This is a genomic window from Micropruina sonneratiae (assembly GCF_025972045.1).
Taxonomy (GTDB): Bacteria; Actinomycetota; Actinomycetes; order Propionibacteriales; family Propionibacteriaceae; genus Micropruina; species Micropruina sonneratiae.
On sequence record NZ_JAPDHX010000002.1, the window covers coordinates 261,670 to 280,236 of the forward strand.

General features: G+C 70.2%; 20 protein-coding genes. 10 read left to right on the forward strand and 10 right to left on the reverse strand.

Annotated elements, in window-relative coordinates:
- Positions 1-430 precede the first annotated feature (430 nt).
- Together OIE40_RS06345 and OIE40_RS06350 are read right to left on the reverse strand one after the other, a co-directional pair.
- On the reverse strand, positions 431-1,333 hold the full coding sequence (locus OIE40_RS06345; RefSeq protein WP_264701145.1) for a cation diffusion facilitator family transporter: 903 nt from the start codon (positions 1,331-1,333) through the stop codon (positions 431-433).
- A gap of 254 nt (positions 1,334-1,587) precedes the next feature.
- A complete protein-coding gene (locus tag OIE40_RS06350) occupies positions 1,588-2,085 on the reverse strand; it encodes a GNAT family N-acetyltransferase (protein WP_264701147.1) in 498 nt (165 codons plus the stop codon).
- Positions 2,086-2,431: 346 nt separating this feature from the next.
- Here OIE40_RS06350 and OIE40_RS06355 point away from each other — a divergent pair, with 346 nt between their 5' ends.
- The gene (locus OIE40_RS06355; protein ID WP_264701149.1) at positions 2,432-3,421 is read left to right on the forward strand and encodes a dihydroxyacetone kinase subunit DhaK; all 990 of its coding nucleotides are present in this window, start codon (positions 2,432-2,434) and stop codon (positions 3,419-3,421) included.
- A gap of 12 nt (positions 3,422-3,433) precedes the next feature.
- Entirely contained in the window at positions 3,434-4,066 is a 633-nt protein-coding gene (gene dhaL, locus OIE40_RS06360) for a dihydroxyacetone kinase subunit DhaL (RefSeq protein ID WP_319805206.1), read from the forward strand.
- 29 nt (positions 4,067-4,095) lie between these two features.
- Here dhaL and OIE40_RS06365 read toward each other — a convergent pair whose 3' ends face one another.
- The 3 genes from OIE40_RS06365 to OIE40_RS06375 form a co-directional block, all read right to left on the reverse strand.
- Positions 4,096-5,250: a hypothetical protein gene (locus OIE40_RS06365; RefSeq protein WP_264701151.1), complete on the reverse strand. Its 1,155-nt coding sequence runs from the start codon at positions 5,248-5,250 to the stop codon at positions 4,096-4,098.
- A 328-nt stretch (positions 5,251-5,578) separates the two neighbouring features.
- On the reverse strand, positions 5,579-6,259 hold the full coding sequence (locus tag OIE40_RS06370; RefSeq protein ID WP_264701153.1) for a hypothetical protein: 681 nt from the start codon (positions 6,257-6,259) through the stop codon (positions 5,579-5,581).
- Between the two features lie 133 nt (positions 6,260-6,392).
- A complete protein-coding gene (locus OIE40_RS06375; RefSeq protein WP_264701155.1) occupies positions 6,393-6,860 on the reverse strand; it encodes a GatB/YqeY domain-containing protein in 468 nt (155 codons plus the stop codon).
- A gap of 73 nt (positions 6,861-6,933) precedes the next feature.
- Here OIE40_RS06375 and thpR point away from each other — a divergent pair, with 73 nt between their 5' ends.
- The 4 genes from thpR to metW all read left to right on the forward strand — a co-directional run bounded on the left by thpR (position 6,934) and on the right by metW (position 10,699).
- On the forward strand, positions 6,934-7,497 hold the full coding sequence (gene thpR / locus OIE40_RS06380; protein ID WP_264701156.1) for an RNA 2',3'-cyclic phosphodiesterase: 564 nt from the start codon (positions 6,934-6,936) through the stop codon (positions 7,495-7,497).
- A 93-nt stretch (positions 7,498-7,590) separates the two neighbouring features.
- On the forward strand, positions 7,591-8,871 hold the full coding sequence (locus OIE40_RS06385) for an O-acetylhomoserine aminocarboxypropyltransferase/cysteine synthase family protein (protein WP_264701158.1): 1,281 nt from the start codon (positions 7,591-7,593) through the stop codon (positions 8,869-8,871).
- Between the two features lie 18 nt (positions 8,872-8,889).
- Positions 8,890-10,026: a homoserine O-acetyltransferase MetX gene (gene metX / locus OIE40_RS06390; RefSeq protein ID WP_264701160.1), complete on the forward strand. Its 1,137-nt coding sequence runs from the start codon at positions 8,890-8,892 to the stop codon at positions 10,024-10,026.
- 79 nt (positions 10,027-10,105) lie between these two features.
- Positions 10,106-10,699: a methionine biosynthesis protein MetW gene (gene metW / locus OIE40_RS06395; protein ID WP_264701161.1), complete on the forward strand. Its 594-nt coding sequence runs from the start codon at positions 10,106-10,108 to the stop codon at positions 10,697-10,699.
- Between the two features lie 97 nt (positions 10,700-10,796).
- Here the strand turns inward: metW and OIE40_RS06400 are convergent, their stop codons facing one another.
- Together OIE40_RS06400 and OIE40_RS06405 are read right to left on the reverse strand one after the other, a co-directional pair.
- Complete coding sequence (locus OIE40_RS06400; protein ID WP_264701163.1) at positions 10,797-11,237, reverse strand: HNH endonuclease; 441 nt, start codon at positions 11,235-11,237, stop codon at positions 10,797-10,799.
- A gap of 275 nt (positions 11,238-11,512) precedes the next feature.
- On the reverse strand, positions 11,513-12,427 hold the full coding sequence (locus tag OIE40_RS06405) for a 5'-3' exonuclease (RefSeq protein WP_264701165.1): 915 nt from the start codon (positions 12,425-12,427) through the stop codon (positions 11,513-11,515).
- A 25-nt stretch (positions 12,428-12,452) separates the two neighbouring features.
- Here OIE40_RS06405 and OIE40_RS06410 point away from each other — a divergent pair, with 25 nt between their 5' ends.
- The 4 genes from OIE40_RS06410 (at position 12,453) to OIE40_RS06425 (ending at position 15,953) form a co-directional block, all read left to right on the forward strand.
- Positions 12,453-12,890, forward strand: coding sequence for an Lrp/AsnC family transcriptional regulator (locus OIE40_RS06410; protein WP_264701167.1), 438 nt, complete (start codon positions 12,453-12,455; stop codon positions 12,888-12,890).
- A gap of 62 nt (positions 12,891-12,952) precedes the next feature.
- Complete coding sequence (gene lnt, locus OIE40_RS06415) at positions 12,953-14,557, forward strand: apolipoprotein N-acyltransferase (RefSeq protein WP_264701169.1); 1,605 nt, start codon at positions 12,953-12,955, stop codon at positions 14,555-14,557.
- Positions 14,554-15,360, forward strand: a complete 807-nt coding sequence (locus OIE40_RS06420; RefSeq protein ID WP_319805207.1) for a polyprenol monophosphomannose synthase — start codon at positions 14,554-14,556, stop codon at positions 15,358-15,360. Before lnt ends, OIE40_RS06420 begins: the two co-directional genes overlap by 4 nt.
- Positions 15,357-15,953 (forward strand): FxsA family protein, encoded by a 597-nt coding sequence (locus OIE40_RS06425; RefSeq protein WP_264701171.1) that lies wholly within the window; start codon positions 15,357-15,359, stop codon positions 15,951-15,953. Before OIE40_RS06420 ends, OIE40_RS06425 begins: the two co-directional genes overlap by 4 nt.
- A gap of 45 nt (positions 15,954-15,998) precedes the next feature.
- Here the strand turns inward: OIE40_RS06425 and OIE40_RS06430 are convergent, their stop codons facing one another.
- The 3 genes from OIE40_RS06430 to OIE40_RS06440 all read right to left on the reverse strand — a co-directional run bounded on the left by OIE40_RS06430 (position 15,999) and on the right by OIE40_RS06440 (position 18,538).
- Positions 15,999-16,331: an RNA polymerase-binding protein RbpA gene (locus OIE40_RS06430; protein WP_264701173.1), complete on the reverse strand. Its 333-nt coding sequence runs from the start codon at positions 16,329-16,331 to the stop codon at positions 15,999-16,001.
- A 75-nt stretch (positions 16,332-16,406) separates the two neighbouring features.
- A complete protein-coding gene (locus OIE40_RS06435) occupies positions 16,407-17,756 on the reverse strand; it encodes an MFS transporter (RefSeq protein WP_264701175.1) in 1,350 nt (449 codons plus the stop codon).
- Positions 17,756-18,538 (reverse strand): glycerophosphodiester phosphodiesterase family protein, encoded by a 783-nt coding sequence (locus OIE40_RS06440; protein ID WP_264701177.1) that lies wholly within the window; start codon positions 18,536-18,538, stop codon positions 17,756-17,758. The genes OIE40_RS06435 and OIE40_RS06440 overlap by 1 nt, the downstream gene beginning before the upstream one ends.
- Positions 18,539-18,567: the final 29 nt, after the last annotated feature.

The following is an 18,567-nucleotide window of genomic DNA, read 5'->3' on the forward strand; positions in this document are numbered from 1 at the left end:
TGAAATGGGGACGGTTCCTTTTCAGGCCATCCTCAGGATTGCCTGAAAGCCCTGGTGGGCAGGGTGTTCGCCCGACCCCTCAGGCGGACGGAGGGGCGGCCTGAAATGGAACCGTCCCCATGTGCTGCGGCTGCTGGGCAGCCTGCAGACCGCGGACCGGTTCGGCTACGCCGCCGTGCGCCGGGCGCTGGCCGGCTTCGACGCCCGCGACGCTGGCCGGTGTGGGTCACCAGGCACCCGCCGAGGCCCCCGCGCGGGTGGCGGCCCCGCTGCGCGGGTTCGTGAACGGAGGGATGGACGGGTGAACGGCTATGACGAGGGCATGAGGGGCCGTGAGGTGCTGGGTGACGCGCACGCCGACCGGGCGCAGGCCGGCCGCAGGCGACGCTGCGCGAGGAGGGCCTGCTCGAGGACTGACCCGCGGGGCCGCTCACCACTCGGTGCCCTGGCAGGCGCCCGAACCGGACGGCTCGACCTGCAGGGTCGCGTGGTCGATGCCGAACTCGTCGCGCATCACCGCGCTGGCGTCCTTCAGCACCCCGGCCGGGTCGGCGCCGGTCGCACTGACCAGATGGGCGGTCGCTACGTTCATTCCCGAGGTCAGCGTCCACAGGTGCAGGTCGTGCACCTCGACCACACCGCGCACCCCGGCCAGCCGCTCCCTGGCGTGGGCCGGGTCGATGCCATTGGGCGCGGCCTGGCCCAGCACCCGCAGCACCTCACGACCCAGCAGCACCGCCCGGACGCCGACGAACACCGCCAGCGCCGCCGCCACCACGGCGTCCCACAGCGACGCGCCGGTCCACCAGGTGAGCAGGCCGGCGAGCAGGACGCCGACGGAGCCGAGGGCGTCGGCCAGCACCTCGAGGTAGGCGCCCTTGACGTTGAGATTCTCCTGCGACCCACCTCGCAGCAGCAGCAGCGCGACGACGTTGACGGCCAGGCCGACGACGCCGATGACCAGCATCACGCCGGCATGCACCTCGACCGCGGTGCCCAACCGCTGGACGGCGCTGACCAGCACGTAGCCGCACACCGCGATCATCAGCAGCACGCTGAGCCCGGCGGCGAAGATCTCGACCCGGTAGCGGCCGTAGGTGCGGCGGCCGGTCGGGTCGGGTCTGGTCGCCCAGTGGGACGCCGACAACGCCACCACCAGTCCGACGGTGTCCGCGGCCATGTGACCGGCGTCGGACAGGACGCTCAGGGAGCTCGACCAGAGTCCCGCGACGAGCTCGACCACGAAGAAGGACCCGACCAGGGCGAGCGCGACCTGCAGCCGCCAGCGGTGCACGGTGCCGCTGTGGCCGTGGTGGTCGTGCGTGTGCGCCATCGGACAGGGTCACCTCCACTCCCGAGCCTAGGACGCCGCGGCGCGCGTGTCCGATCGTGTCCAGCCGACTCGGGCGGCTCATGTATCCGGCGAGCGCGTGGATGTATCTGGCGGGCGCAGTCGTGACTCCTGCGGGTGAACCCCCTACCGAGGAGCTGCGCCATGATCGCGATCCAGAACACCATCCTTGTGCGTGCCGGCATCCTGCTGGCTGCGGTGACGGTGCTGGGCGTCCTTCTGGCCGGCGCGCTCGGCTAGTCGCCGGCGTCCAGCATCAGCTGCCAGAACTGGACGTCGCGCCAGGCGCCCAGCTTGTGCCCCACTTCGGCGAATGTACCGACCGGCTCGAAACCGGACGCTCGGTGCAGTGCCGCGCTGGCGGGGTTGGGCAGCGCCACGACCGCCAGCACGGTGTGCATCCCGTCGGCCCGCACACGCTCCAGCAGCTCGGCGTACAGCGCCCGGCCCGCTCCCTGGCCCTGGGCGGCCGGGGTGAGGTACACCGTGGACTCCCGCGTGCGCGCATAGGCGCCGCGGGGCCGGTAGATGCTGCTGCAGGCGAAGCCGGCGATGCCCTCGGCGTCCTCGGCGACGAGGAAGTGCAGGCCCGCCCCGGCCTCGGTGATGCGCCCGCGCCAGTACCCGGCGTCCGGTGCCGCAGTGTCGAAGGTGGCGTAACCGGTTTCGACCTCGCGCGCGTAAATGGCGGCGACCGCCGGGGCGTCGGCCGCGGTGGCGGTCCTGAACAGCATCAGCACACCCTAGACACTCGATGACCCGGCTGCGCCCAGGAGTTTCTGCCGCGACGTCCGCGGGTGGGCGACTCACGACCGGCCACCGTGGGGGCGCCGCAGCCGCGTTCGTCGAGACCGTCCCGCCCAGCGGCCAGGCTTGTGACTTTTGCTGTGGAAATTCACAGCCGGGATGGGTACCTGGGCCGACCGGATGCGATAGCTTGAACACAGGCACGACCCGGCACCGACGTCGGGATCGAATGCCACGAGCAAGGTTCACCGGCCCGCAGACGTGGCCTTTGCCGCGGTCACGTCCCGGCCGGACGACGGTGCGGCACACGCACGGACAGGAGAGGAACCACACATGAAGCGCCTACTCAACGACGGTTACGACGCGGTGGAGGAGATGCTGGACGGCTACGTCAAGGCCCACGGCGACGTGGTGAAGCTGGCCGAGAACGAACGCGTCGTCGTGCGCACCGAACTGAGCACCGAGCCGAAGGTGGGCATCATCTTCGGCGGTGGCAGCGGGCACGAGCCGCTGTTCCTGGGCTACGTCGGCGAGGGTGTCGCGGACGCCGCCGTGATCGGCAATGTGAACACCTCACCCGACCCGATGGCCTGCTACGACGCGGTCACCGCGGCCGATCAGGGCAAGGGCTGCCTGTTCCTGTACGGCAACTACCAGGGCGACGTGCTGAACTTCGACATGGGCGCCGAGATGGCCGCCGATGACGGCATCCGGGTCGAGACCGTGCTGATCACCGACGACGTCTACTCGGCCAAGGACAAGGCCGACCGCCGGGGTGTGGCCGGCGACGTCATCGTGCTGATGGCCGCCTGCGCCGTGGCCAACACCGGCGCCGATCTGGACGCTGTGAAGGCCGCCGCCGAGAAGGCCAACGACAACACCTACTCGATGGGCGTGGCGCTGTCGTCGTCCACCCTGCCGGTCACGGGCGAACCGATCTTCGAGATCGGCCCTGACGACATGGAGGTCGGCATGGGCATCCACGGCGAGCCCGGCATCGAACGCAAGAAGCTCGAGCCGGCCGACGCCGTGATGGACGAGATCCTCGACATCGTGCTGCCCGACATGGACCTGAAGTCGGGCGAGGAGGTCGCGGTGATGATCAACGGCCTCGGCGGGCTGCCGCTGATGGACCAGTACATCTGCTACCGCCGGGTCCACGACGTGCTCACCGACAAGGGCGTCACGATCGCCAAGTCGATGGTCGGCAACTACGCCACCAGCATGGACATGATCGGCATGGGCGTCACCCTGGTGCGGCTCGACGACGAGCTCAAGGGCTGGCTGAACGCGCCGTTCAACGCTCCCTACCTGGTGCAGTGAGGGCCGCCTCGGATGGCTGACTTCGACCGCGACTACTTCATCGCAGTCTTTCGCCGGATGGCGGAGACCGCCGAGACCAACCGCGACGAGTGGACGAGACTCGACGGCGACATCGGCGACGGCGACCACGGGATCAACATGAGCATCGGCTTCCGCGAGGTGGTCAAGCAGCTCGACGCGATCCCCGACGACACCGACATCGCCGGCACCTTCAAGCTGGTCGGCATGACCCTGCTGCGCAAGGTGGGCGGGGCGTCCGGCCCGCTGTACGGCAGCTTCTTCATGAAGGCCGGCGCCGAGGTGGCCGACCAGACCGAGGTGAGCTTCGACGACCTGCGGCGGATGCTCCGGGCCGGAGTCGATTCGATCCAGGCCCGCGGCAAGGCCCAGCTCGGCGACAAGACGATGCTGGACAGCTACCTGCCCGGCCTCGACGTGCTCGAAGCCGCGGACGCCGCCGACCCGGGCGCCGCGCTCACGGAGTTCGTCGCCCGGATGAAGCAGGGCTCCGACGACACCATCCCGCTGGTCGCCAAGAAGGGACGCGCGATGCGCCTGGGCGAGCGGTCGGTCGGCCACCGCGATCCCGGTTCGCAGAGTTCCTGGCAGCTGATGAACTGCTTCGTGGAGGAACTCGCGCGCTAGCTGTATCCGAGAGGGGATGACCAACCGGCTCACACGCTGGCGCTCAGGTCTGTGTGCCTCCACTGGCCCTGGTACCAGAGTTGGTGCACGTGGTTGTCTGCGGCCACGTAGAACACCTGTTGCGGCTGCGGGGTGTTCAGTGCCACCAGGTCGCTGCCGGCCACCGGTGGCGGGGCGTTGGTGGTCACGGTCAGGTCGGTGCAGCGCCAGTGATCCTGGAACCACAGCTGGGTGACGTGGCCGGAGTCGGCCAGGTAGAAGAGCTGGGCCTGCGGGTCGCTCAGGCTCGCCAGGGGCGTCCCCTCACCTGCCGGGGGCGCTCCGGCGGCGGCGGTCAGGTCGACCAGTTTGGGCCCCGGTACCGCCACCCGGATCCAGATGTGGCCGTCGCCGCCGACCAGGAGCACCGCCCGGTAGCTCGCGGACAGCGCCGTGCCTGCCCGTGGGCGCATCGCCGGGGCGGTGGCGCTCAGATCGATGTGATGCCAGCCCTGCGGATCGCAGTACAGGCAGTGCAGATGAGCGTCGACGCCGAAGTAGTAGACGAACTGACCGGGTCCGCCTGCCGCGATCGCCGTCCCGGGAGCCGGCCCTGGCGCACCGGTCAACCCGCTCAGGTCGGTGTCCTGCCAGCCGTTCTGGTACCACAGACAGTGCAGGGCGCCATCGGTGGCGGCGTAGTACAGCTGCCGCTGTGGGCTGGTCAGTGTCGCGAAACGGGAATCGCCGCGGCACCCGGGCGCCTTCGCCGCCGCGGTGAGATCGGTGCAGTGCACCACGCCTTGCTCGCGCCACAGCTGGATGATCGCTCCGTCGGCGCTACGGTACAGATGCTGGTCGCCGGACCAGCCCGCCACCGCCGTGACTGGGTCCTCCGCAGGGGCGGGGAAGGAAGCGTCGGCGCTCAGGTCGGTCAGCGTCCAGCCGTTCGAGTAGCGCAACAGCATCAGGCCCCCGTCGCTGTCGCTGAGGTGGGCGACCTGCTGTGGGCCGCCCATGGCGAGCAGCGGCGCCGGAAACGCCGTGCGGGGCTGATTCACGTTCATGATCCAGGCCATCAGGTACTGGGCGGTCGCGGTCACCGCCTCGGACAGGATCTGGCCCATTGCGGGGCGGGAGAGCTTCGACAGGTCCCACACCGGCCTCAGCGACCACGGCATCCACGGATTGATCGCGATCGCCACGTCACGCCGGTAGTGCGGCTTCGACCGGGTAACGGAGAGGACCGATGGGGACGGCCCGGCCGAGCGGCATCGCCGCACGACCGGGCCGTTGCTGCTCCGTGCAGCGGCGCGGCTCACGACACGCCGCCGGCTACGGGCCTCCCCCCGGCCGAGCCGGACTTCCGGGACCGGCTCGACTTCGACGCTACGGTGCCGCGGTCCGGGCGTCGTTGCCCGCGAGCACGCTCGGTGTGTCGCGAGCGCTACACAGCCGGGCGGCGTCGCGAGACCGTCGTGGCGATCGGCCTGGTCGCACGCACGTGATCCGGGGCGAGGCTCGACCGCTGCCTCAGATGTTGCCGCTGAGCCGCCACTGGGCCGAGTCGCCGGTGCTGTTCATGTAGCGGACGCCGGAGAGTTGCGACCCGTTCGGCACGTCGAACACGATCCAGCCCTTGGCGCACTGGCCGGGTTTGTACAGCCGGCCGTTGCCGTTGGGGTAGACCGGCGCCGGCTCGTTGGTGCCCTTGACCGTGCTGGCCGGGTACTCCTCGGAGTCGGGGCCCAGCAGCACCCAGGTGTCCCAGGTGAGTTCGATGCCGGCTTGAGCGTTGGTGTTGCACGTCTTCGCCATCACCAGCACCTGGCTGTTGCGATGCCCCGACACCTTGGCGCGCTTGCTGTCCAGCACGGTGATGGTGACCTCGCCGGACAGGTCGAGCACCTCGCCGGGGGAGCGGAACTCCCCGGCCGAACCGGACGTCGAAGCGCTGGGCGACACCGAATCGGTCGGCTGCATCGAGCCGCTGGCCGAGGGCGACCCGGAGTCGCTCGGGTAGCCGCTGGCGCCGTCGGTCGCGCTCGGCGTCGGGCTGGCCTCGCCGCTCTCGTCGGAACTGGCCGTGGGCGAGGTGCTGGTTTCGCTGCTGGGCGAGGTACTGGACGCCGGGGTCGAGGCCGGCGTCCCACCGATCGTGCAGCCGGTCAGCAGCAGCGCCGCCAGCGTCAGTGCGGGGATCACGCGCTTCATGGCCAGACCCTACGGCGCCGCAGGTTCCGGCGGAACCCCGGGGCGGGTGGGGCCGCGGCAGGGGCTCGGCCGTGGATCGCCCGCGCCGGCCCCGCTTGGCGGCTCGGTCGCAGCTGTGGCGTCCAGGTCGGCGTCAGCCCAGGGCGCTCTTGACCAGCGCCGCCGCCGTCCGGCCGTCGCCACGTCCGGCGATGCGCGGGGTGACGCCCTTCATGACCTGGCCCATCTGCCGCATGGTGGGCTTCTCGCCGAGAGCCGACGCCACCGCGGCGACCTCCTCCTCCACGATCGCGGCGATCTCGGCCTCGGTGAGCGGCTGGGGCAGGAACTCGGCCAGGATGCCCGCCTCGGCCAGCTCCTTCTCGGCCAGTTCGGGGCGGTGTCCGTCGGTGTAGGCCTGGGCGGAGTCCTTGCGCTTGGAGACCTCGCGGGCCAGCACCTGCTGCTCCTCGCCCTCGCTGAGCTCGCGCGCCGCCTTGCCGGCCACCTCCTCGTTGGCGATGGCGGCCAGCGCCATCCGCACCGTCGACTTGCGCGCCTCGTCGTGGGCCTTCATCGCCGCCACCAACTCGGTCTTCAGGCGGTCCTTGATCGCTGCCATGGGTGATCGTGTCCTTTCGTAACGGTTCATTGTCTCACCCACCGCCGACGGCCCCGCGCCTACACTTCCCGCGATGACCACACGCCTGTTCGCCGCCGTCGTTCTGCCCGCCTCCGTGCTCGACGCGCTGGACGCCTTCGTCGAGCCACGCCGCGACGCCGACCCCGACCTGCGCTGGACGCCGCGCGACAACTGGCACCTGACGCTGGCGTTCTTCGGCGACGTCGCCGACGAGCGTGTCGAGCCGTTGCAGGAGGCCCTCGACGGCGTCCGGCTGGAGACCTTCCGGCTCACCCTGGACGGGTCCGGCGCCTTCCCCGACCCGGCGGCAGCCCGCGTCCTGTTCCACGCCGTCACCGACGGTGCGAGCGAACTGAGCAGGCTGGCCCGCCGGGTGCGGACGGCGGCCGATCGCGTGGGGGTGCCCTCCGACAACGCCAAGCACCGCCCCCACCTGACCCTGGCCCGGCGCCGTCGTCCGGGCCAACTGACCCGCTGGCTGCGCATCGTGGAGAGCTTCCCGGCCCAGGACTTCGACGTCTCCGGCTTCGCCCTGCTGGCCTCCGACCTGCGACCGGCCAGCCCGGTCCACCGGGTCGTCCACACCGTCCCCGCCCGCCCCCTGCCGCTCGCCTGACGATTCGCCGAGCGTCCGGAGTGCGGGTGCTCACCGACCACCGCAACGCCGTCGCTAGGCTGGCCGGGTTGTCCAACGAGGGGTGAGCCACCGATGACCTACCAGCCCGAAACGCTGGCCGTCCACGCCGGCCAGGAGGACGCCGATCCGGCGACCAATGCCCGCGCCGTGCCGATCTACCAGACCACGTCGTACGTGTTCGACGACACCCAGCACGCGGCGGACCTGTTCGCGCTGAAGGTGCCCGGCAACATCTACACCCGCATCATGAACCCGACCCAAAACGTCTTCGAGGCCCGGATGACGGCGCTCGAGGGCGGCGTCGGCGCGCTCGCCACCAGCTCGGGAGCGGCGGCGATCACCTACGCGGTGCTCAACCTGACCTACGCCGGCGACAACATCGTCGCGCTGTCCACCCTGTACGGCGGCACCTACGCCTTGTTCGCCCACACCCTGCCGCAGTTCGGCATCGAGGTGCGCTTCGTCGACCCGGAGAAGCCCGACGAACTCGCGCAGCACGTCGACGACAAGACCAAACTGGTGTTCGGCGAGACCGTCGGCAACCCGCTGGTCAACGTGGTCGACCTGGACGCCTGGTCGGCCGCCGCGCACAGCCTCGGCCTGCCGTTCATCGTCGACAACACCGTCCCCACCCCGTACCTGTGCCGGGTCTTCGACCACGGCGTCGACGTCGCGGTGCACTCGGCGACCAAGTACATCGGCGGTCACGGCACCTCGGTCGGCGGCATCATCGTCGATTCCGGCACCTTCGACTGGACGGCACACGCCGACCGGTTCCCGGGCCTCACTCAGCCCGACCACGCCTATCACGAGGTGGTCTGGACCGAGGCGGTCGGCAACCTGGCCTACATCATCCGGGCCCGCACCGTGCTGCTGCGCAACACCGGGGCCGCGGTGACGCCGATGAACTCCTGGCTCTTCCTGCAGGGACTGGAGACACTGCACCTGCGGATGGAGCGGCACAGCAGCAACGCCCTGGAGGTGGCCCGCTACCTGGAGCAGCATCCGGCGGTGGCCTGGGTGAACTATCCGGGGCTGGAGTCCTCCCAGTGGCACGAGGCGGCGCAGCGCATCCTGCCCAAGGGTGCCGCCGGCATCGTGTCGTTCGGCCTGAAGGCGGGTCGCGAGGGCGGTTCGAAGCTGGTCGAGTCGTTGCAGTTGTTCAGCCACCTGGCCAACATCGGCGACGCCAAGTCGCTGGTCATCCACAACGCCTCGACCACCCACAGCCAGCTGACCGAGGACGAATTGAAGGCGGCCGGGGTGGCTCCCGAGATGGTCCGGCTCAGTGTCGGCATCGAGAACGTCGCCGACCTGATCGCCGACCTGGACCAGGCGCTGGCCCAGTTCTGACCCGGACGCCGCACCCGCATGGCTGACACCACCCCGCTTGGCCTGGTCGAGACCCAGGTCGCGCGCCTGTTCACCGCGGACGACCCGCTGCGGCTGACCGGCGGCGCGACGCTGGGCCCGGTCGACGTGGCCTACGAGACCTACGGCACCTTGTCGCCCGACCGGGACAACGCCGTATTCATCTGCCACGCGCTGACCGGGGACGCCCACGCCGCCGGCTTCCACGAGGGCGCGAAGCGACCGGGCTGGTGGGACAACCTGATCGGGCCGGGGCGTCCGCTCGACACCGACCGGTTCTTTGTGATCTGCGCGAACCTGATCGGGGGCTGCCAGGGCAGCACCGGGCCGTCGTCGATCGACCCGGCCACCGGACGGGCCTACGGGCTCGACTTCCCGTTGCTCGACATGGCCGACTTCGTCGCCGTGCACCGCGCGCTGCTCGCCCATCTCGGCATCGACCGGTTGTTGGCAGCGCTGGGCGGGTCGCTGGGCGGCATGCAGGTGCTGGAGTGGGCGCTACGATACCCCGAGCAGCTGACCAGCGCGGCGGTGGTGGCGGCGTCGTCGCGGCTGACCGCGCAGAACATCGCCTTCTCGGCGGTGGCCAGGCGGGCCATCATGGACGACCCGGATTTCCGCGACGGACGCTACCTCGAGGCGGGCGTGGTGCCTCGGCTCGGGCTGCGGACCGCGCGGATGATGGCACACATCACCTACCTGTCCGAGGACGCCTTCAGCGAGAAGTTCGGCCGCACGCCGCACCCGGACCGGGACAAGCCCGGTTTCGGCATCGATTTCGCGGTGGAGAGCTACCTGGATCACCAGGGCAGGGTGTTCCTGGAGCGCTTCGACGCCCTGTCGTACCTGTACCTGTCACGGGTGATGGACTACTTCGACCCGTTCAGCAGGCCGGACGCCGTGGCCGGCATCGCGGCGGACCCGGTGCGCTTCCTGGTGATGTCGTTCGACACCGACTGGCGGTTCAGCACCGACCATTCGCGGCGCATCGTCAAACACCTGGAGCACGCGCGACAGCCGGTCAGCTTCCGCGACATTCCGTCGCATTGGGGGCACGACTCGTTCCTGTTGCCCGTACCGCGCTACCACGACACGCTGCGCGCCTGGTTCGACCGGGCCTTGCGGGAGGGGCTGTGATGAGCGGCGTTGCACCACCTGCCACCCCGGCGAACGCCGGGATCTCTTCACGCACCCGCGCGGCGGGGGAGCCGGTCCGGTGAGCCTGCGTCCCGACCTCGCCCTGATCGCCCACCTGGTGCCCAACGACACCCGGGTGCTCGACCTAGGCTGCGGCGACGGCACCCTGCTGGCGCACCTGATCGCCGAGCACGGCTGCGCCGGCACCGGGGTCGAGATCGATCCCCAGAAGGTGTTGGCCGCGGTCGCGGCCGGCGTGCCGGTGATGGAGCTCGACCTGGATTCCGACCTGGAGCTGTTCGCGTCGGAGTCCTACGAGACGGTGGTGCTGTCGCGGACGGTGCAGACGCTGTTGCGGCCCAAGGTCGTGCTGCGCGAGATGGCGCGGATCAGCGGGCGGCTGATCGTGTCGGTGCCGAACTTCGGCCTGCTGCAGCACCGGCTGAGGCTGCTGCGCGGCCGGATGCCGATGTCGAAGGAGCTGCCGCACTACTGGTACGAGACTCCGAACCTCCGGTTCACCACCCTCGTCGAGGTCGAGCAGCTGTTCGCCGAGCTCGGCCTGGTGATCGACCAGCGGATCAACCTGTCGCTGGCCGGCGAACCCCTCGGCAAGCGCTTCCGGGCCGCGAACCTGCGCGCGGGGGCCGCGGTGTACGTGCTCAGCCGCTGACCGCCGCCCCGAGCTGCGACGCCACTCGTCACCGGGGGTCTCCGACCAACTGCGGGGAAGGGATCCCGGCGTTCGCCGGGAGGACGGGCGCCGGCCGTCAGGCCACCATCAACTGCGACCTCGTCGGCGCGTACGCCTTGAGTCGCAGCGGCATGCCGGCCTCGACCGGCGTCCGGTTCGCCTTGCGCGCATTGCAGACGTGACAAGCGGCGACGGTGTTCGTCCAGGTGTTGTTGCCGCCGCGCGAGATCGGCATGATGTGGTCGACCGTCGCGGCCCGTTCGCCGCAGTAGCCGCACGTGTGGGCGTCCCGCTTCAGCACTCCACGCTTGGTCCAGCCCGGCGTCCGGCTGTACAGGAACGTGGTCTTGACGTAGCGGACCAGCCGCAGCACCTCCGGCTGCGGAAAGGGTCCGAACAACAGGTCGGGGTGGGCGCTTTCGACCACGGCGACCTTGCGCAGCAGCATGCCGACCGCATGCTGCAACGACACCGTGTGCAGGGCTGTGTTGTCGGTGTTCAGGACGAGGACGGCCATTCAACGACTCCTTCTGGTGACAGCTGGCTGCTGCCGGCAAAAAGAAACCGCCCCGCACGAGCGCGGGACGGTGCCAACTCCTCCGACTGGTAGAGGGTTCTCAACCACGCTCACTATCCGCACGCCGGCGAGCGGCGCGACGTGGGTGCTCGTGCTGCTCATCGGAACTCCTTGGCTGAGGACGTTGCCAAGACTAACCCCGCAATCGGCCTTTCCGGTTGCGACACGATGTCGGACACGTGTCACCGGCCCCGTGGGCGGGGGAGGGCCGCAGCCTATGCGTTGAGCGACAGCGCCTTCAGCAGGCGGTCGGCGGCCCCGCCGAGGTTGAGCAGTTCGGCGAGCTCGGCGAACATCTCGGGCTGGACGGGCTCGGTCGGCAGCCGCAGGTCGTCGAGGCTGACGCCCAGATCGAGGTCACGACGCACCGCCACCACCTCCCGGGCGGCGGCGAGGTAGTCGATGCCTGCGGTGAGCTTCGCGGTCAGCCCGGGGGAAAGCTTCCTCGCCGACGCCGCGGCGAGCACGCCTTCCAGGTCGCCGTGGTCGGCGATCAGCTTCGCCGCGGTCTTCTCGCCGATCCCCGCGACGCCGGGCAGGCCGTCGGAGGCGTCCCCCCGCAGCGTGGCGAAGTCGGCGTACCCGGCTCCGGTGATGCCGTACTTGGCCAGCAGCCAGTCGTCGGTCACCCGTTCGTGGTTGCGGACGCCCTTGACCACCGACAGCACCCGGACGCCGCGGGCGTCGTCGACCAGCTGGAACAGGTCGCGGTCGCCGGTGATCACGTCCACGGGTCCGGCCGCGGTGCTGGCCAGAGTGCCGATCACGTCGTCGGCCTCGTGGTCGGCGGCACCGACGATGGCGATGCCGACGGCGTCCAGCACGGCCCGGATCAGCGGCACCTGCGGCACCAGCTCGTCGGGCACCTGTTCGACGGCACCGTGCAGCACCCGGTGCGCCTTGTAGCTGGGCACCAGCTGCACCCGCCACGTGGGCCGCCAGTTGTCGTCCCAGCAGGCGGCGACGTGCGTGGGCCGGTACTCGGTCACGAACCGGGCGATGAAGTCGAGCAGCCCCCGCACGGCGTTGACGGGGCGTCCGTCAGCCCCGGTCAGCGAGGTCGGCAAACCGTAGAAAGCACGGAAGTAGAGCGATGCCGTGTCATAAAGTTGCAGAAACGGCCGGTTCATCCGCACATAGTGACACGATTGAGCCATGGAGAGTACGGATCGCCAGATTCTCACCCTGCTGTCCCGCGACGGTCGGATGTCCTACACCGACATCGGTCGGGAGACCGGACTGTCGACGTCAGCGGCGCAGCAGCGGGTCCGGCGGCTCGAGCAGCGGGGCCTGATCACCGGGTATCGCGCCGAGATCAGTTCCGACGCCCTGGGACTGCTGCTGACCGCGTTCATCTCCCTCAAGGCCTCCGATCCGGCCGTCGACGAACTCATCCCCGACAAGCTCGCGCAGATCCCGAACGTGGTCTCCTGCTACTCGGTGGCCGGCGAGGCCAGCCACCTGTGCATCGTGCAGGTCGAGAACCCGGGCGAACTGGAGGCGCTGCTGTCGCAGCTGCGGGTCGGTGTGGGGGTCCAGACCCTGACCACGCTGGTGCTGTCGGTCCCGTTCAAGGATCGCCCGGTCCTTTGAGGCGGACCGCGGCGGGCCGGTCTCCGGCGGGGACGACCTCGAGCGCTGGGTAGCATCCCTTCGTGATCGACCGCGTGCGTGCCGTGCCCTGGTGGGCCCGGGCCCTGCTGGGGCTGGCGGTCGGCGCCGCCGGCGGAATGGCCTTCATGGTGGGGTCGTGGGCGCTGACGATCGGCTGCGTCGCCGCGCTCAGCATGCTGGTCCTGCCCGCCCCGAGTTGGTGGCAGGCGGCGCTCACCGGGTTCTGCTTCGGTCTCACCCAGTACCTGCTGGGCGTCACCTGGCTGAGCGTCATCTTCGTCGAGGCGCTGTTCGGACTGGCCGCACTCGAGGCCTGCTTCAGCGCGCTGCTGGCGGTGCTGCTGCGCTGGTCGGGCCGGACGCCGTGGTGGCCGCCCCTGGCGGCCGGCTGCTGGCTGGCCGTGGAGTACGCCTTCTCCCACTTTCCCTTCGAAGGCTTCCCCTGGCTGCGGTTGGGCTACTTGAGCGTCGACTCCCCACTGGCCGGCCTGTTGCCGCTCGTGGGCGTCCCCGGTGCGACGTTCGCCCTCGCCCTGGCCGGACAGTTCGTGGCCTGGGCCGTGCTGGTCGGCGACGGTCCCACACAGTGGGTGCGCGGGTTGGCGGGCGTGGTGGCGGTGCTGTGCACCGGCCTGCTGGGCCTGCTGGTGCCGGCCGGGGCCGAGACGGGCAGCGTCAGCGTGGGCTACGTGCAGGGCAACGCACCGGGCGGCGGCATCTACGGGCTGGGGGAGGCTCGCACCATCACCCGCAACCACGTCGCCGAGACCCAACGCCTCGCCGGACGGATCGAGTCCGGTGAGCTGCCGCGGCCAGACTTCGTGGTGTGGCCGGAGAACGGCACCGACATGGACCCGTTCGCCGACGCCCAGACCAACGCCCTGGTGAAGCAGGCGGTGGCCGCGGTCGGCGTCCCGGTGCTGATCGGCACCATCACCGACGGTCCGGGGGTCGACGAGCGGCAGACCGCGGCGATCGTGTGGGATCCTGCCACCGGCGCCCAGGCCCGCTACGACAAGCGCAACCTGGTGCCGTTCGGCGAGTGGGTGCCGCTGCGCAGCATCCTGGAGCCACTGTTCCCGGTGGTGCGCTACGTCGGCGCCCAGTCCGTCCCGGGCACCGGCCCGGGCGTGCTGCCGATCGACCTGGGCGAGCGAGTGGTCACCGTCGGGGACCTGATCTGCTACGAGGTGGCCTACGACGCCACCGTGCACGACACCGTCCGCGCGGGCGCCCAACTCAGCGTGGTGCAGAGCAGCAACGCGATGTACGTGGGGACGGGACAGGTGGCGCAACAGTTCCGGATCACCCGGGCCAGGGCCGCCGAACTGCGCCGCGACATCCTGGTGGTCACCACCACCGGCACCTCGGGCCTGATCCGCCCCGACGGCAGTGTCGCCTTCACCCTGCCGGAGTTCGAAGCGGCGTCCGGGGTGGTGGAGTTGCCGCTGCGCAGCGGCCTGACGCCCGCGGTGCTCGTCTCGGGCTGGCTGGAACTCGCCGGCATCGCCGTCACCGTGCTGGGGCTCGCCGTGGTGTTGTGGCGACGCCGGGGAGACACAGCCGGCGCACAACCGGCGCAGGGCCACCACTCCGGGCGGGTGCGGCAGAATGGACAATCGGAAGCGAACCAGGAGACCCAGTGACCACTCCAGAGCTCGGTAAGGTGCTCGTCATCATCCCGACCTACAACGAGGCCGACAACATCACCCCGATCGTGCAGCGGTTGCGGGTGGCGGTTCCGGACGCCGACGTGTTGATCGCCGACGACAACTCGCCGGACGGCACCGGCCGGATCGCCGACGAACTGGCCGCGGACGACGACCAGGTGCACGTCATGCACCGGGAGGCCAAGCAGGGCCTGGGCGCGACCTACGTGGCCGGCTTCCGCTGGGGTCTCGAACGCGGCTACGGCGTCCTGGTCGAGCACGACGCGGACGGCTCGCACCAACCCGAGCAGTTGCCCAGCATGCTGGCCGCGCTCGAGAACGCGGACATGGTCAAGGGCTCGCGGTGGGTCAAGGGCGGCTCGGTGGTGAACTGGCCGTGGCATCGCAAGCTGCTGTCGCAGGGCGGCTCGCTGTGGTCGCGGACGATCCTCGGCCTGCCGATCAAGGACGTCACCGGCGGCTTCACCGCCTTCCGTGCCGACACCCTGCGCGGCATCGGCCTGGACGACATCGAGTCCGCCGGCTACGCCTTCCAGGTCGACCTGGCGCGGCGGGCCATCGCCAAGGGCTACCGGGTGGCCGAGGTGCCGATCGAGTTCATCGAGCGTGAGCGGGGCGACTCCAAGATGAGCGGCAACATCGTGGCCGAGGCCATGCTGTTGACCACCCGCTGGGGCGTCACGCACCGCGTCGACCAGGTCAAGCAGTGGCTGGGCATGGACCGCGGCCGGGCGCCCGAACCGGCCGCCGTCCGAACCGACCAGGACGCCGCGAAGTGACCACGCCGCAGCGCCCCTACCAGGCCTCGGGAGCCCAGCCGGGCTCGCCGGCGACGCGGGGCCGCCGGCCGTGGCTGGCGCCGCTGGTGCTGCTCACCTTTCTGCTGGTGCCCATCGTGGAGGTGTGGCTGATCGTCAGCGTCGGCAACTGGATCGGCGCGCTGCCCACCATCGCCATCCTGGTCGGCGAGGCCGTTCTCGGCGCCTGGCTGATGCGTCGCGAGGGCGCCAAGGCGTGGCGGGCGCTGAACCAGTCGGTCGCCTCGGGCAAACTGCCCGGCGGAGAGCTGCTCGACCCCGTGCTGATCGTGGTCGGCGGCATCCTGGTGATGCTGCCCGGCTTCTTCACCGACATCTTCGGCCTGGTCTTCCTGCTGCCGTTCACCCGGCCGCTGGCCCGCGGTCTGCTGCAGTTGTTCATCACCCGCCGCGCCGCCCGGTCGGGCATCAACATCGACGTGATGCGGGCCCGGGTCGACCGCGAGAACATCGTCGAGGGCGACACCGTGCCCGATCCCGCGCCGAAGGCCGCGGACCAGCCGCGCCAGCGGCCGTCCGACCCGATGGTGATCAAGGGCGAAATCGAACCCTGACGTGGCGGAGATCCGGGCGTCCTCCGGGATGACGAGAGACGGGGCTCAGTCTGTACCGCGGATCTCGTCCAGGCGTTCGGCCAGCAGATCCTCGAGCTCCTCGATGGAGCGGCGCTCGCGCAGCATGTCCCAGTGGGTGCGCGGCGGCTTGACCTCTTTGGCCTCGGGTTCGACGCCGTCCGAACGGCGCGCCACGGCGCCGCAGCGCGGGCACTCCCACTCGGTCGGCAGGTCCGCCTCCTCGGCGAACGTGACGCTGAAATGGTGTCCCTTGGGGCAGTCGAAGCCGACGTCCTGACGGGCCGCGAACTCGACTCCGGAACCGTCGGCGAAGCTCTTCGAACCCAGTCCGGAACCTCGCAGCGATCGCTCAGCCATGTCGTCTCCCTCCACCGGACGCCCCGTGCGAGGGGGGCCGCTCCGGTACCACGCTACTCCGTGAGCCCAAGCGGCTCACAGGACTTTGGGCAACGCATTTCCGGCGTCGGTGATTCCCTTCCGCAGGTCGACCCGGGCCAGCAACAGACCGCCGACAAGGAAAAAGACCACCAAAGTGAGGATCGCCCAGCGATAGGACTGGCTGAACTGGAACACCAGCGCGAAGCTCAGCGTGCCCAGCCAGCTCGTGCCGCGCTCCATCGCCTGGTAGAAGCTGAAGTACTCCGATTCGCGACCCCTCGGGACCAGCTGCGAGTAGATCGACCGGCTCAGTGCCTGGGTGCCGCCCATCACCAGGCCGATCGCCGCGCCCAGTGCCAGCAGGGCGCCGAACACGCCGGCAGGCAGGAAGAACGCCACCGACACCACCGCGAACCAGATCGTGATGCCGATCAGCACGGTGCGCTTCGCGCCGAGACGTCCGGCGATGCGGCCGAACAGCAGCGCCCCACCGAAGGCGACGAACTGGGTGAGCAGGAAGGTGATCATCACGTTCGTCGTCGACATGCCCAGTTCGAGCTGCGCATACAGCGACGACTGGCCGATGACCGTCTGGATGCCGTCGTTGAAGAACAGGTAGGCGACCAGGAACAGCAGGGTCTGCGGGTAGCGGCGCAGGTCGATGAACGTGTCGGCCAGTTGGCGCAGCGGGTTGCGGCGGGCGGCGGGGGAGTGCACCACCTCGTCCAGGGCCCGCTCGGGCAGGTTCCGCAGCCCCAGCACCGGGATCAGCGTGAAGATGCCCCACCACAGCCCCGCCGACAGCAGGCTCAGCCGGATCGCGAGCCCGTAGCTGATCCCCAACGACTCGTAGGCCGTCATCAGGCCCAGGTTGCCGGCCAGCAGCAGGCCGCCGCCGAGGTAGCCCAGCGCCCAGCCGCGGCTGGACACCCGGTCGCGGTCGTCGGGCGGGGCGATCCGGACCAGGATGCCGTCGTAGATCACCTGGGACGACCCGACGCACAGGTTGGCGACGATCATCAGCACCGCACCGAGCTGCCAGTTGTCACCGGCGAGCAGGAACATCGCCGACGCCGCCGCGGCCCCCACCCAGGCCAGGCCGCCGAGCCACCACTGCGGATGCCTCGACCGGTCGGCGATCACCCCGACCAGCAGGAGCGCGACGGTGGTGATGATGGTCGAGATGGTGACCAGGAACGGGTGCACCGCCCCCGGCAGCACCTGCAATCCGAGCAGCGACACAGGAGTGCTGCAGAGCTGACCCTCGGCCAGATCGGGACAGGCGGCGTTGTTCGCCAGGCTGGTCAGGTACGGCCCGAGGATCACCGTCGCGGTGGTCGTCACGTAGGCCGAGTTGGCCCAGTCGTAGAAGTACCAGGCGCGCTGCTTGGGCGTGCTCCGCATCAGTTCCCTTCCCACAGCTCCCGTTCGACCAGCACCTGCTTGAGCAGACCGATGTCGTCACTGACCAGGCCGTCGACGCCGATATCGATCAGCCGCTCCAGCTCTGCACGCTCGTTGATCGTCCACACGTGGACGGCGCGCCCAGCCCGGTGGGCTGCACGGACGAGACCCCGGGAGACCACCGGCACCCGATCGTGCCAGGTGCGTGGCGGGATCTGTAGCACCACACCGGGGGAGCGGACGATCCGCCTGGCCAGCGGCGCGTAGGCGTACCAGGCCACCCCCCGCGCTCCGACGGCGGTCGGCACCCGGCGTCCGACCAGCCGGCGGAAGGCGGCGATCGTCGACGGCCGGAACGAGCCGACACAGACGCGGTCGTGGGCGTTGTGCGCGGCGATGGTCCGGGCGAGCGGTTCGACCGCGGCCGGCACCTTGAGGTCGATGTTGAACCGGGCCTCGGGCAACGCGTCGAACAGTTCGTCGAAGCTCGGGATCGGATCGACCCCGGACACCCGGACCCGCTGCAGTTCCGCCCAGGGCAGCAGCTCGGGGACGCCGGTGGCGTCGGTGACCCGGTCGAGGGTGTCGTCGTGGAAGGAGAACAGCACCCCGTCGGTGGACACGTGGGCGTCGGTCTCCAGGTAGCGGTAGCCGAGACCGACCGCACGGCGGAACGCGTACAGGGTGTTCTCGCGCGCGGCGTCGGACGCGCTCAGGAAGCCGCCCCGGTGCGCCAGCGCAGCGAAACGTGTGTCGAAGTATCGGTAGTCGCCGGCTCGCACGGGCTCAGTATGGGTGACCGGGGACCATA